Consider the following 12,513-nt stretch of genomic DNA (forward strand, 5'->3'; position numbering starts at 1 on the left):
GCCTCACACCGTCAAACGGCGCACGTGGGCTCCGGGTTCCCGGCAGCACGAGATTTTCTCCGCCCCAAGGCATGGTGGGCTCAGGCGATCCCCCGCATCGCCCGAGCCCACCGCTCCCCCGGCACCGGACATGCTCGCTTCGGTGCCGGAAGCCTTTGCCGAGTATACTGGCTCGCAGCCAGTGAAGGCAGGAGTTACAGGATGTCCCCCCGCAGGCCCGCAGTCAATGAAGAACTCCGAAGGCGTTCTCGGGAGCGTCTGCTGCAAGCCACGGTGGAACTGGTCGACGAACGGGGCTTCGAGGGCACGACCTTGGGAGACATCGCGGAACGCGCGGGTTCCGCACGCGGTCTGGTGTCGTACTACTTCCCCGGCAAACGCCAGCTCGTACAGTCGGCCGTGCACAGGCTGATGCATCTTACGCTCGCCGCGGCCCTGGAGCGCCCGTCGCACACGGACGACGGCCAGGAGCGGATGGCCCGCGCCATCGACGCGGTGCTCGGCCTCTCACAGGACCACCCGGTGCTGATGCGCCACCATATGGCCGGAATTCTTCAGGCGGACGGCTTCATCCAGTGCGTCGAGCAGCAGCAGCTCGCGCTGCTGCTGCGCGAGACCGTCGCGAGCTGGGGCTCGCCCCACCCGGACACGGAGTACCCGATGCTGCGCGCGCAGCTCATGGGCGCCGTCTTCGCGCTGCTGCTGCCGGGGGTGCCGATGCCGCTGGACCGGCTGCGCGGCGAGCTGTTCCGGCGCTACGGGCTGGACTGGCACCTCGGCGTCCCGCCGGAGGGCGTGCTGCCCTCCGACGGGACACCGGTGCAGGCCGCGCACCAGCGGTAGCCGCGGGGCGCGGCCACCGCCGGGTGCGCGGTGGGACGGTGCGGGTCAGCGGTGCGCGCGGATCAGCGGTAGTCGGGCTGCGTCTGCGTGTTCAGCTCGGGCAGCCGCACCCAGCGCGCGCTGTCGGTGCGCCGGTCGTCGATCTTCAGCACGTCCAGGCCCTTGACCATGTCGTTCGAGTAGACATAGCCGTTGTAGTAGTACGCGGACCAGGAGCCGCCGCCGACGAGGTCGGTGTCCGAGAGCGGACCGCGCTCGAAGTAGCCGATCTCCTTCGGCCGGCGGGAGTCGGTGAAGTCCCAGACCGAGACGCCACCCTGGTACCACGCCTGCACCATGATGTCGCGACCGCCGGCCACGGGGACCAGCGAGCCGTTGTGCGCGACGCAGTTCTCGGTGTCCGCCTGGTGCCGCGGGATCTTGTAGTAGCTGCGGAAGACCAGCTCGGAGTGCTTGCCGCGGCGCTTCAGGTCGTAGATACCGTTGGCGCCCTGGTTCGGGCCGATCTCCTCGTTGCAGGTCGCGGCGCCACCGCCGCCCAGCTCGTCGGTGAAGACGACCTTCCCGCCGTCCTTGCTGAACGTCGCCGAGTGCCAGAAGGCGAAGTTCTCGGAGTCACGCACCTGGTCGATGACTTCCGGCTCTTCCGGGTCGGAGATGTCCAGCAGGATGCCGTCGCCCATGCAGGCGCCGGCCGCGAGGCGCAGCTTGGGGTAGGCGGTGATGTCGTGGCAGCCGGTCGTGGCCGACTTGCCGGTGCTCCCCGGGTTGCCGCCGTCGGGGAACAGCACCGGGAAGTCGATGACCTCCGAGCGCTCCGGCGCGGACCGCGGCACCTTGACGATCGAGATGCCGTCGTGCGGCGGCTGGCAGTCGGGGAAGGTGGCGCTGGGCGAGTACGAGGAGACGTAGAGGTAAACGTTCCTGCGCTCGGGCACCAGCGTGTGGGTGTGCGAGCCGCACGCGGTCTCGACGGCGGCGACGTACTCGGGGTTGCGCTTGTCGCTGATGTCGAAGACCTTCATGCCCTCCCAGGAGTCCTTCTCCGTGGCGGGCTGGGTGGTGCTGTTGCAGGACTCGTCGCTGCGCGACGAGTCCGTGGACAGGAACAGCAGGTCGCCGGAGACCGACACGTCGTTCTGCGAGCCGGGGCAGAGCACCTCGCTGACGATCTTCGGGTTCCTGGGGTTGCCGATGTCGTAGACGACGAAGCCGTCGTAGTTGCCGGCGAAGGCGTAGCGGCCCTGGAAGGCGATGTCGGAGCTGGTGCCCTGGAGGCCGCGCTTGTCCAGGTGGGCGACGTGGTCGATGTTGTCGCTCTTGTCGATCTCGTCCACGCCCGGCACGTCACCCCGCTCGATGGCGGACCGTGCCTGCGAACGTTCGCTGCTGCTCAGCTTCTTGGGGGCGAGCGGCTCGTCGCCCGGGTCCGGAATGGCCGCGGCAGAACCGGCGGTCAGCAGCGAGCCGACGAGCCCGATCAGGGCTGCGGCCGCGGCCAGACCTCTGCGCCGTGCGCGCGGTCTGTGCAACGACGTCACGTGAGTTCCTCCTGTGGTGGCGCCTGGCAGTTGAAATCAAGGCAGTATCCCGCCATGCATGTACAGAACAACAGACGGAAACACAGCCGTAATGGAAAGTTTTGGTCCTGTCGGCGCACGCTCGTGCTAGGACGTATCTGGCACCTGGTCGGAACCACCTGTACGGAGGTCACCTTGCGGCACCGCCGAGCACTCGCCTCAGTCGTTCCGCTCACCGCCGCGCTGCTGCTCGCCGGCTGCACCGGGAGCGACACCTCCGACGGCGCCGAGGGCGGCGGCGAGGCATCCGTGATCGCGCCCGGGAAGCCGGGCGAGGAGGCCGCCACGATCCCCGCGGACGAGGTGGACGAGGCCCGCGGCGAGGACCGGCCCAACTCGGCCGACGTGTCGTACATGCGCGACATGGTGGAACACCACGGCCAGGCGATCGTGATGACCGGTCTCGCGGAGAAGCACGCGGGGTCCAAGGACGTGCGCCGGATCGCCGAGCGGATCGCGGCCGGGCAGCAGCCGGAGATCACGGTGATGGAGGCGTGGCTGGAGGAGAACCCGGGCGACGGCGGCGACGGGGACGGGCACGCCGGCGGGCACGAAGGTGACCACGGCGCGATGCCCGGGATGGCGAGCGAGGCGGACCTCGACCGGCTGCGGGCGGCGCGCGGCGCGGAGTTCGACGAGCTGTTCCTGGAGCTGATGATCGCCCACCACCAGGGCGCGGTGACGATGGCCGAGGAGGTCCTCGGCAAGGGCAACAACGAGTACGTCGAGCAGCTGGCGACCGGGGTGATCGCCCAGCAGGTGAGCGAGATCGGGCGCATGGAGAAGCTGGGGTAGCGCCGGCCCGCGGTTCCGCGCGCTCCGTGGGCGTTGTCAGTGGCCGGGTGCAGACTGGCGCGTAGCCGGCGACGAGGTCGCACGGAGGTCGCACGGAGGTGGATCCGATGCAGGACGTACTGCTGGCGGTGGGAACGCGCAAGGGACTGTTCCTGGGACGGCGCCGGGACGGCGCGTGGGAGCTGGACGGGCCGCACTTCAGGGCCCAGGCCGTCTACTCGGTGGGCATCGACACCCGCGGGACGGCGCCCCGGGTGCTCGCCGGCGGCGACAGCGCGCACTGGGGCCCGTCGGTCTTCCACTCCGACGACCTCGGCGCCACCTGGGCGGAGCCCCGGCAGCAGCCGGTGAAGTACCCGAAGGACACCGGCGCGTCGCTGGAGCGCGTGTGGCAGTTGCAGCCCGCCGGCGCGGAGGCCCCCGGTGTGGTGTACGCGGGCACAGAGCCCGGCGGCCTGTTCCGCTCCGAGGACGGCGGCGAGACGTTCGCGCTGGTGCGGTCGCTGTGGGACCACCCGACGCGGGAGAAGTGGGAGCCGGGCGGCGGCGGGCTCGCGGTGCACACGGTGGTCACCGACCCGCGGGCCGCGGAGTCCGTGACGGTCGCCGTCTCCGCCGGCGGGGTGTACCGCACCGCGGACGGCGGCGCGAGCTGGGCGCCGTCGAACGCCGGGGTGCAGGTGGTCTTCCAGCCGGACAGGTTCCCGGAGTTCGGCCAGTGCGTGCACAAGGTCGCGCGGGACGCCGTGGACCCGGACCGGCTCTACCTCCAGAACCACTGGGGCGTCTACCGCAGCGACGACGCCGGGGCGACCTGGACCGACATCGGCGCGGGTCTGCCGTCGGACTTCGGCTTCGCCGTCGCCGCGCACCCCTCGCGCGGCGACACCGCGTACCTCTTCCCCATCACCGCCGACTCCGACCGGGTGCCCGCCGGGAACCGCTGCCGGGTCTACCGCACGTCGGACGCGGGGGCGACCTGGGAGCCGCTGTCGGCGGGGCTGCCGCGGGAGGACCACTACGGCACGGTGCTGCGGGACGCGCTGTGCACCGACGACGCCGACCCGGCGGGCGTGTACTTCGGCAACCGCAACGGGGAGGTCTTCGCCAGCGCCGACGAAGGGGAGAGCTGGACCCAGCTCGCCTCGCACCTGCCGGACGTGCTCTGCGTGCGGGCGGCGGCGCTCTGACGCCCCGCGGGCGGCGTCCGGAGCGTGCTCCTGGGCGCGGTCGTTCGCCAGGGCGCGGCAGGCGTCCGGGAGGTGGCGGGCGGGGGTCCGCGGAGCCAGTAGAGTGACCGGCCATGGCTGGACGTCCACTCCCCGACATCGTCGAAGCCGGCTGGGCCAAGGCCCTCGAACCGGTCGCCCAACAGATCGCCGCCATGGGCGACTTCCTGCGCGCGGAGATCGCGGCGGGGCGAACATACCTGCCCGCCGGGCCGAACGTGCTACGCGCCTTCCAGCAGCCCTTCGACGACGTGCGGGTGCTCGTCGTCGGCCAGGACCCGTACCCCACCCCCGGCCACGCCGTGGGCCTCAGCTTCTCCGTCGCCCCGGACGTGCGCCCGCTGCCCGGCAGCCTGGAGAACATCTTCCGCGAGCTGCACCAGGACCTCGGCCACCCCCGCCCCGCCGACGGCGACCTCACCCCCTGGACCGCGCAGGGCGTGCTGCTGCTCAACAGGGCGCTGACCACCGCGCCGAGGCGCCCCGCCGCGCACCGCGGCAAGGGCTGGGAACAGGTCACCGAGCAGGCCATCCGCGCGCTCGCCGCCCGCGGCCGGCCGCTGGTGGCGATCCTCTGGGGCCGCGACGCGCGCAACCTGCGCCCCATGCTCAGCGACTACCCCGCCATCGAGTCCTCCCACCCCTCCCCCATGTCCGCCGACCGCGGCTTCTTCGGCTCCCGCCCCTTCAGCCGGGCCAACGAGCTGCTCCAGAAGCAGGGCGCGGAGCCGGTGGACTGGACGCTGCCCACGAACGGATAGCCGCCATGACCAGCGACACGGCCCGATGGGTGCTCGGCATCGACTCCGGCGGTTCGGGGCTGCGCATCGCCGCGGCGCCCGTCCCCGCGGCGGGCGGCGAGCCGGTGGCGGACGACGCCGCCGCGGCGACCGCCGGCCCCGTCGGCACCGGGGACAACGGGCTCGACGCGGACGACCTCCTCGGCAAGGTGCTGCCCGTCGCGCACGGGCTGCTGCGCGACGCCGGCGCCGAGTCGTTCGACGCGGTGTGCGTCGGCGCCGCCGGCATGGCCAGCCTCGGCGCCGATCTGCGCGCCCGGCTGCCCCACGCCCTGGAGGACGCCCTCGGGGTACGGCGCCTGGCGCTGGCCGCCGACGGGGTCACCGCGTACGCGGGCGCGATCGGGCAGCACCCCGGCGCCGTGGTCGCCGCCGGCACCGGCATGATCGCCGTGGGCACCGCGCTCGACGCCGCCGGGTGGCGGCGGGCCGACGGCTGGGGGCACCTGCTCGGCGACTGCGGGGGCGGCGCGTGGATCGGGCGGGCCGGGCTGGAGGCTGCGATGCGGGCGTTCGACGGCCGCCGCGGCGGGTCCGCGGCGCTGCTGGCCCGGATGGAGACGGTGTTCGGCACCGGTGCGCAGATGCCCGGGCTGCTGTACCCGCGGCCGGACCGCCCCGCGGTGCTGGCGTCGTTCGCGCCGGAGGTCGCCCGCTGCGCCCCGCACGACCCGGTCGCCGCCGGGATCCTCACCGAGGCGGGCGAGCACATCGCCGCCGCCGCCGTCGCGGTCTGCCCCGCCGACCCGGGCAGCGCGGTCGCGCTCACCGGCGGGCTCTTCGGCATCGGGGAGCCGCTGCTCGCCCCGCTGCGCGCGGAGCTGGCGGTGCGCCTGCCGCGTGCCCGGCTGGTCACCGCGGGGGCGACGCCGCTGGCGGGGGCGCTGCGGATCGCCGCCGCGCTGGCCGCGGACGAGCTGGTGCTGCCCGTGGAACGGGGCATGCTCGACGTCTGGTAGGCGGGACTCCGCCGGGCGGCGGCCCGGCCGGTGCGGCGACCGCGGGTAGCGGGGCGGGGACGGTGGGTGGGAGGCCGGTCACCCCCTGTCCGCCGGTGTGCTCCGCTGGTCACGCCCGCGGGCGAATGGCGACCCCGGGCATGTGGCGGATCGCGGCAACGCGTTAACATGCGGCGCCATGAGCTCTGCCGATGGACACGCAGCCGGTCTGCCCGTACGTATGCCCCGCCGACAGCCGGGGCGGCACCGCAAGCCGGAGCGGCCGAGCGCGCCCGAGGGCGCGCCGGCGCTGGTCCTGGCCGTGCCCGGGCCGCCTTCCGCGGCCATCCGCAGCATGGCGGAGGAGGTGCTCAGCATCGCCCGCTCCGACCTGCCGGGGCTCGACGGCCGCGTCGCCTACGCCGAGGGCGAGAACGAGGAGTTCCCGCCGCTGACGGCGGTGCTGGCGCAGGCCGCGGCGCAGCGCGCCGCGCTTGTCGAGGCCGGGACGCTGGAGGTGGCGGAGGACGTGCCGGTGGCCGTCGTGGTGCCGCTGCTGGCGGGCCCCGACGCGGTGCTGCTGGACCGGCTGCGCGACGCGATCGCGACGAGCGGGTCGGCGGTCGAGCTCACCGCCGTACTCGGGCCGCATCCGCTGCTCGCCGAGGCGCTGCACGTGCGGCTGTCGGAGGCGGGTCTCGCCCGCGCGGACCGCGCGCGGCTGTTCACCGTCGCGACGGCGGCGGACGGCATCATCCTCGGCGCCGTGGGCGGCGAGGAGGCCGTGCAGGCGGCGGGTGTGACGGGCATGCTGCTCTCGGCGCGGCTGGCGGTGCCGGTGATGGCGGCGCCGCTGGACCGGCCGGGCGCGGTGGCCAAGGTCGCGGAGTCGCTGCGGACCTCGGGTTCCTCGCGGCTCGCGCTCGCGCCGTTCGCGCTGGGCCCGGAACTGCCGGCGGAGATGCTGGCCGACGCGGCGCGGGAGGCGGCGTGCGAGGCGGCGGAGCCGCTGGGCCCGTACCCGTCCGTGGGGCAACTGGCGCTGACGCAGTACACGACGACGCTGGGCATCGCGCCGCAGCCCGCCGGGTCGCCGATGCGCTGACGTGAACGCGGCAGCGGGGCGTACGCCCCACGCGGAGCTTCCGGAGCCGCCGGCGCGCGCCGGCGGCTCCGACGCGTCACGGGCCGGGGGTACGGGCCCGCGAGTGGGCCCGGCTCAGGCGAACACGACGCACGACGCCGCCGGCACCGCGGCCGAGCCGGTGCGGCGCGGGGTGCCGGCCTCCGCGTCGATCTCGAACCAGGTGACGTCACCGGAGCGCTCGTTGGCCACGTAGAGGTGCCGGCCGCGCGGGCCGATCGCGAGGTCCCGCGGCCAGGTGCCGCCGCAGGGGACGTTCGAGACGAGTTCGCGGACGCCGCCGTCCTTGTCGAGGGCGAGGGTGGCGACGATGTCGGGGCCGCGGACGGCGGTGTAGCAGAAGCGGCCGTCCGGGGAGACGGCGATGCCGGAGGCGTACGGCGTCTCGTCCGGCTCGCCGGTCAGCAGGGGGGCCTCGGCGAGCGGTTCGAGGGTGCCGGTGGCGGCGTCCCAGGAGCAGACGGTGACGACGGGCTCCAGCTCGCAGGCGACGTAGACGCGGTGGCCCTCGGGGTGGAAGGCCAGGTGGCGCGGGCCGGTGCCGGGGCGCAGCGGGACCTCGTGGTTCAGCCGCAGGGCGCCGCGGTCGGCGTCGAGGGCGCAGACGAGGACGGAGTCGGTGCCGAGGTCGACGCCGAGGATCCAGCGACCGGTCGGGTCGGGGACCACCTGGTGGGCGTGGGGCCCCTCCTGGCGCTCGGCCACCGGACCGCTGCCCTCGTGCTGGAGGAGGGCGGCGGGTCCCGCGGGGGTGCCGTCGGGGGTGATGGGCACGGTGCTGAAGCTGCCGGAGGCGTAGTTGGCGGTGACGACGTGGCCGCCGGCGAGCGCGAGGTGGGTGGGGTGGTCGCCGCTGACCGGTACGGGGTCGCCGGCGGGCTCGGGCTTGTCGTCGGTGAGCCGGAACGCGGCCACCGTGCCGCCCTCGGTCTCGCTCACCGCGTACAGCAGGCCGCCGCCCTCGGCGACGGCGAGGAAGGAGGGGTCGCGTACGGCGTCGGCCGAGTGCCGCGGGGTGAGGGCGCCCGTGCCGGGGTCGACGTCCGCGACGGTGATCCCGGCGCCGCCGCCGCTGGAGAACGAGCCGACGCAGGCCCGCAGAACCGATTCACCCATGCGCTTTCCCCTTCCAGCAGGTCCGGAGCCGGTCCGGGCGACCCTACCCGACGATCTCCCGCCCGTCCGGCCAACTCCGCACGCCGGCACCGCCGCCCGTAACGGCCCGCGCGGCGGCGGCGCGAAGGCCACGTACCGCGGACGGCCCGGGTGCAGGACAATGCTGTCCGCGCAGGGGCCGCGCACCGTGAAGACCACCGGACGTGAGGAGACAGACCATGCACGGAGCGCACGGCACCCGGATCGCCGGCACCCTGCTGTCCGCCGCCGCCCTCCTGGGCGGCCTCCAGACCGCGGCCGCCGCCCGGCCCGCGGACGCCGCCGACGTGATCGACGTGGCCACCGCCGACGAACTGGAGGCGGCGCTCGCCGCCGCCGGCCCCGGCGACACGGTCCGCCTGGCCGACGGCACGTACCGCGGCAACTTCGACATCACCGCCTCCGGCAGCGGCTCCGCACCCGCCACCCTCACGGGGTCCGCCGCCGCCGTGCTGGTCACCGGCGGCGGCTACGGGCTGCACCTGGACGGCGCCTCGTACTGGAACCTGAACGGGTTCACCGTCACCGGCGGGCAGAAGGGCATCATGCTCGACGACGCCGACCACGTGCACATCGCCTCGGTGACCGTGCACGACCTGGACATGGAGGGCGTGCACTTCCGCAACTCCAGCTCCGACGGCTCGATCACCGACTCCCGCATCCACGACACCGGGCACGACGGCCGCGGCATGGGCGAGGGCGTCTACGTCGGCAGCGCGGGCGGCACCGGCGACCGCAGCGACCGCATCCTGATCGAGGGCAACACGATCGGCCCCGGCGTCGGCGGCGAGAACATCGACATCAAGGAAGGCACCACCGGCGCCCGGATCATCGGCAACACCTTCGACGGCAGCGGCCTGACCGGCGCGAACTACGACGACTCGTGGGTCGACATCAAGGGCAACGACGTGCTGGTGGAGAAGAACACCGGCCGCGGCACGACCAACGACGGCTACCAGACCCACGAGGTGCAGGAAGGCTGGGGCTGCAACGCCGTCTTCCGCGGCAACAGGTCCGACCTCGGCGGCGCGACGGGCCCCGACCGGTACGCCATCCACGTCACCAACCACGACGCGCAGAGCTGCCCCGTGACCGTCTCCGGCAGCAACACCGTCACCGGCGGGCGCGGGCTGGTGAACCCCGGGATCCCGGTCACCGGCTGACCCCGCCCCGCCCGCCCCGCGAACCCCGCCGGTCCGCTTCGGCCCGCGCTTGGCATGCTTGGCGGCATGAGCGCCACCGGTCCCACCGCCGTCGTCTTCGACCTCGACGGCACCCTCGTCGACAGTGAACCGAACTACTACGAGGCCGGGCGCCGTGTCCTCCAGCGGCACGGCGTCACCGGCTTCACCTGGGAGGAGCACGCCGGGTTCCTGGGCGTGGGCACCCGGGAGACGCTGCACACGCTGCGCGAGCGGTACGGGCTGGCCGCGCCGGTGGCGGAGCTGCTGGCGGAGAAGAACGACGAGTACCTGCGGCTGGCGAAGGCGTCGACGGAGGCGTACCCGCGGATGCGGGAGTTCGCCGAGCTGCTGGCCGCGGCCGGGTGCCCGGTCGCGGTCGCCTCCGGCTCCTCGCGCGCGGCCATCGAGGCGGTGCTGCCGGCGGCGGGTCTCGACGGGCTGTTCACCACCCTGGTCTCGGCGGAGGAGGTCGCGCGGGGCAAGCCGGAGCCGGACGTGTTCCTGGAGGCGGCCCGGCGGCTGGGCGTACGTCCCGAAGACTGCGCGGTGGTGGAGGATGCGCCGCCGGGGTGGGAGGCCGCGCGCCGGGCGGGCATGCGGTGTGTGGCGGTGCCGTATCTGCCGGAGCAGGCGGACGAGGCCGAGGCGGCGGTCGGCGCGGGCGCGGGGCTGGTGTTCCGGGGCGGGCAGCGGGAGTTCTCGGCGGAGCGGGCGTTCGCGTGGGTGACGGGCGCGGCGTGACGGGCGGCCGTCCACCGGGCCGCGACGGACAGGGCGGGGCGTGACGGGCGGGCGTGACCGGCCGGGCCGCGCGCCCCGCCGCGCTGGCGGCAGGCGTACGCGGGGCGGTGCGTGGATCCGCACCGCCCCGCGCTCCCCGCGTCAGTCCCGTACCTCACCCCTGACGTGCCGCTGCACGAACTCGTACGCCAGGTCCCCGAACTGCTCGCCGAACGGGATGGACCTCTCCGCCGTCTTCGCGAAGTGCACGCCGCCCCACGTCCGGCTGTACGCGCAGTCCCTGACGAAGTCCGTCCAGGTGTCCCAGTGCAGCGCGAGGTCGGTGCCGGGGGTGAGTCCCGGTTCGACCACCGTCGAGCCGGCCGGGGCCCGGAACGTCCAGTCCAGCACGTCGTCGTCGAAGAAGCGCCGCGTCGCCTGCGCCTGGGCGGCGCAGACGCACCCGGATCCGGAGGGGTACTCGGGGTGGTCGCCCACGTTGAGGTAGCCCGTCCACTCGTCGCCCGGCATGTCGTGCACCGTGCCCTTGCCCGCGCCGCCCCAGGCGGTGACGCGGCGGCTGCCGTAGACGTGCCGGACGGCGCTGAACGGCCGGACGGCGTCGTACACGGCCTTGTAGCCAGATCGCGACGGGCGAGTCGTAGATCGCGACGGTGCTGCCGAAGAGCAGGTGGACCAGGTCGTCCAGGTCCAGGTCGCCGTGGGCCTGCGCCGCGGCGCCCACGGAGATACCGACGCCGAGGAACTTGTTGTCGAAGATCTCGGCCTTCACCTTCTGCTCGTCGGTCAGCGCGGCCGACGCCCGGAGGATCTCGTCCACCGAGCGCTTGTAGTCCCGCGGCCGGGTGTGGTCGCTGAACTCGGGCGGCGCGAGCCCGAAGCGGCCCGGGTCCCGGAAGGTGTGGGCCCGGACCAGGCGCTGCTGCGGGGTGACGAACGACTGGACGGTGAAGATCCCCTTGTCGCCCGCGTTCCCGGCGAGGCGGCGGTTGTGGGTGCCGAGCTTCGGCTGCCAGCGCGACGGGTTCGTCAGCTCGTACGCGGAGTTGACCGGGCGGTAGCCGGTGTAGTCCTCGTACGGGCGGCCGTTGTAGGTGCGGCCCTCGTCGCCGAGCTGGTTCATGCCGTCGTGCGCCGTACGGGCCAGGACCGCCTTGCCCGCCAGGTTGCCGATGCCGATGGGGCTGGTCGGGTTCTCCGACGCGTCGTCGGGGTCCAGGCCGATGGTGACCAGGAGGTCGCGGAAGGCCGTCCCCCGGCCCGGCTCGACGCCCCTGATCACCCGGTAATTGGCGTACAGCGCGGCGATGTTCTTGTTCCGGTTGGTGGCGGACTCGCTTGAGGGGCGGCGGCGGATACGGGAGTAAACGCCACACCTCGCGGGTCGCCGAGCACTCCTCGGTGTTCGGGCTGTTGCCGCAGATGTTGTACGTCAGGAACCTGACCGGTGCGTCGGCGGCGTTAGGCCCTGCGTCGCAGCATGGGAGCGTCCTTCCTTCACGGCCGCGTACAGGCGTGCGCCACGCGGCAGTGGGGGGAGATGAAGCGCAGGTGAACGGATGGCATGGTGCCACCGGAAGTGGATCAGCACCAGATCACGTCCCTGACCGCCCCGCGCTACGCCCCGGCGGGCCGGCCCGCGCTCAGCCGAGGAACGACAGCCGCACGCTGCGCTGCGGGTTGTCCCTGTTGGTGTCGACCAGCACCACCGACTGCCAGGTGCCCAGCTCCAGCCGGCCGCCGATCACCGGCAGCGTGGCGTGCGGCGGCACCAGCGCGGGCAGCACGTGGTCGCGGCCGTGGCCGGGGCTGCCGTGCCGGTGGTTCCAGCGGTCGTCGGCGGGCAGCAGGTCGTGCAGCGCGGCCAGCAGGTCGTCGTCGCTGCCCGCGCCCGTCTCGATGATCGCGACGCCCGCGGTGGCGTGCGGGACGAAGACGTTGAGCAGCCCGTCGCGGCCGTCGGCCGCCTCCCTCAGGAAGGAGTCGCAGTCGGCGGTGAGGTCGTGCACCGTCTCTCCGGCGCCGGTGGTGATCCGGAGCGAGTGGGTCGTGAAGACGTCGGTCATGGGGCCAGCATCGCGCATGGGGAAGATCCGCGCCGCCA

The 12,513-nt window shown here is 73.9% G+C and carries 13 protein-coding genes and 1 pseudogene; 9 read left to right on the forward strand and 5 right to left on the reverse strand.

The features are described 5' to 3' along the window. Positions 1 to 201 precede the first annotated feature (201 nt). Complete coding sequence (locus tag QBL21_RS19645) at positions 202 to 843, forward strand: TetR/AcrR family transcriptional regulator (protein ID WP_407563530.1); 642 nt, start codon at positions 202 to 204, stop codon at positions 841 to 843. A gap of 62 nt (positions 844 to 905) precedes the next feature. On the opposite strand, the gene QBL21_RS19650 is transcribed toward QBL21_RS19645, so the two are convergent. Further along, positions 906 to 2,384: an LVIVD repeat-containing protein gene (locus tag QBL21_RS19650; protein WP_407563531.1), complete on the reverse strand. Its 1,479-nt coding sequence runs from the start codon at positions 2,382 to 2,384 to the stop codon at positions 906 to 908. Positions 2,385 to 2,558: 174 nt separating this feature from the next. Between QBL21_RS19650 and QBL21_RS19655 the strand changes: the two genes are divergently transcribed. The 5 genes from QBL21_RS19655 (at position 2,559) to QBL21_RS19675 (ending at position 7,290) form a co-directional block, all read left to right on the forward strand. Then, positions 2,559 to 3,218 carry a DUF305 domain-containing protein gene (locus tag QBL21_RS19655; protein ID WP_407563532.1) on the forward strand — a complete coding sequence of 220 codons (660 nt, stop codon included), beginning with the start codon at positions 2,559 to 2,561 and terminating at the stop codon, positions 3,216 to 3,218. Between the two features lie 107 nt (positions 3,219 to 3,325). Beyond that, positions 3,326 to 4,408, forward strand: coding sequence for a WD40/YVTN/BNR-like repeat-containing protein (locus QBL21_RS19660; protein WP_407563533.1), 1,083 nt, complete (start codon positions 3,326 to 3,328; stop codon positions 4,406 to 4,408). Between the two features lie 113 nt (positions 4,409 to 4,521). Continuing rightward, positions 4,522 to 5,208, forward strand: a complete 687-nt coding sequence (locus QBL21_RS19665) for a uracil-DNA glycosylase (RefSeq protein ID WP_407563534.1) — start codon at positions 4,522 to 4,524, stop codon at positions 5,206 to 5,208. Between the two features lie 5 nt (positions 5,209 to 5,213). Continuing rightward, positions 5,214 to 6,206, forward strand: a complete 993-nt coding sequence (locus tag QBL21_RS19670; protein WP_407563535.1) for an N-acetylglucosamine kinase — start codon at positions 5,214 to 5,216, stop codon at positions 6,204 to 6,206. Positions 6,207 to 6,384: 178 nt separating this feature from the next. Then, positions 6,385 to 7,290, forward strand: a complete 906-nt coding sequence (locus QBL21_RS19675) for a hypothetical protein (protein ID WP_407563536.1) — start codon at positions 6,385 to 6,387, stop codon at positions 7,288 to 7,290. 114 nt (positions 7,291 to 7,404) lie between these two features. On the opposite strand, the gene QBL21_RS19680 is transcribed toward QBL21_RS19675, so the two are convergent. Then, positions 7,405 to 8,445 (reverse strand): lactonase family protein, encoded by a 1,041-nt coding sequence (locus tag QBL21_RS19680; RefSeq protein WP_407563537.1) that lies wholly within the window; start codon positions 8,443 to 8,445, stop codon positions 7,405 to 7,407. 218 nt (positions 8,446 to 8,663) lie between these two features. On the opposite strand from QBL21_RS19680, the gene QBL21_RS19685 reads away from it, so the two are divergent. Next, a complete protein-coding gene (locus tag QBL21_RS19685) occupies positions 8,664 to 9,647 on the forward strand; it encodes a right-handed parallel beta-helix repeat-containing protein (RefSeq protein WP_407563538.1) in 984 nt (327 codons plus the stop codon). Between the two features lie 66 nt (positions 9,648 to 9,713). Beyond that, positions 9,714 to 10,409, forward strand: coding sequence for an HAD family hydrolase (locus tag QBL21_RS19690; RefSeq protein ID WP_407563539.1), 696 nt, complete (start codon positions 9,714 to 9,716; stop codon positions 10,407 to 10,409). Positions 10,410 to 10,550: 141 nt separating this feature from the next. Here the strand turns inward: QBL21_RS19690 and QBL21_RS19695 are convergent, their stop codons facing one another. Then, on the reverse strand, positions 10,551 to 11,018 hold the full coding sequence (locus QBL21_RS19695; protein WP_407563540.1) for a hypothetical protein: 468 nt from the start codon (positions 11,016 to 11,018) through the stop codon (positions 10,551 to 10,553). A 320-nt stretch (positions 11,019 to 11,338) separates the two neighbouring features. Here QBL21_RS19695 and QBL21_RS19700 point away from each other — a divergent pair, with 320 nt between their 5' ends. After that, entirely contained in the window at positions 11,339 to 11,470 is a 132-nt protein-coding gene (locus QBL21_RS19700; protein WP_407563541.1) for a hypothetical protein, read from the forward strand. Positions 11,471 to 11,475: 5 nt separating this feature from the next. Here QBL21_RS19700 and QBL21_RS19705 read toward each other — a convergent pair. Together QBL21_RS19705 and QBL21_RS19710 are read right to left on the reverse strand one after the other, a co-directional pair. Further along, positions 11,476 to 11,766: pseudogene (locus tag QBL21_RS19705) on the reverse strand (DUF6851 domain-containing protein); the annotation flags it as partial. A gap of 286 nt (positions 11,767 to 12,052) precedes the next feature. Further along, positions 12,053 to 12,475 (reverse strand): secondary thiamine-phosphate synthase enzyme YjbQ, encoded by a 423-nt coding sequence (locus QBL21_RS19710; protein ID WP_407563542.1) that lies wholly within the window; start codon positions 12,473 to 12,475, stop codon positions 12,053 to 12,055. Positions 12,476 to 12,513 lie beyond the last annotated feature (38 nt).

It is taken from the genome of Streptomyces sp. 184, from assembly GCF_045781775.1.
In the GTDB taxonomy this organism is placed as follows: Bacteria; Actinomycetota; Actinomycetes; order Streptomycetales; family Streptomycetaceae; genus Streptomyces.

Excerpts from the sequence above, each read along its gene's own strand:
- QBL21_RS19645 (WP_407563530.1), top strand. The coding sequence starts at position 202 with ATGTCCCCCCGCAGGCCCGCAGTCAATGAAGAACTCCGAAGGCGTTCT.
- QBL21_RS19660 (WP_407563533.1), top strand. The coding sequence starts at position 3,326 with ATGCAGGACGTACTGCTGGCGGTGGGAACGCGCAAGGGACTGTTCCTG.
- QBL21_RS19665 (WP_407563534.1), top strand. The coding sequence starts at position 4,522 with ATGGCTGGACGTCCACTCCCCGACATCGTCGAAGCCGGCTGGGCCAAG.
- QBL21_RS19670 (WP_407563535.1), top strand. The coding sequence starts at position 5,214 with ATGACCAGCGACACGGCCCGATGGGTGCTCGGCATCGACTCCGGCGGT.
- QBL21_RS19675 (WP_407563536.1), top strand. The coding sequence starts at position 6,385 with ATGAGCTCTGCCGATGGACACGCAGCCGGTCTGCCCGTACGTATGCCC.
- QBL21_RS19680 (WP_407563537.1), bottom strand. The coding sequence starts at position 8,445 with ATGGGTGAATCGGTTCTGCGGGCCTGCGTCGGCTCGTTCTCCAGCGGC.
- QBL21_RS19685 (WP_407563538.1), top strand. The coding sequence starts at position 8,664 with ATGCACGGAGCGCACGGCACCCGGATCGCCGGCACCCTGCTGTCCGCC.
- QBL21_RS19690 (WP_407563539.1), top strand. The coding sequence starts at position 9,714 with ATGAGCGCCACCGGTCCCACCGCCGTCGTCTTCGACCTCGACGGCACC.
- QBL21_RS19710 (WP_407563542.1), bottom strand. The coding sequence starts at position 12,475 with ATGACCGACGTCTTCACGACCCACTCGCTCCGGATCACCACCGGCGCC.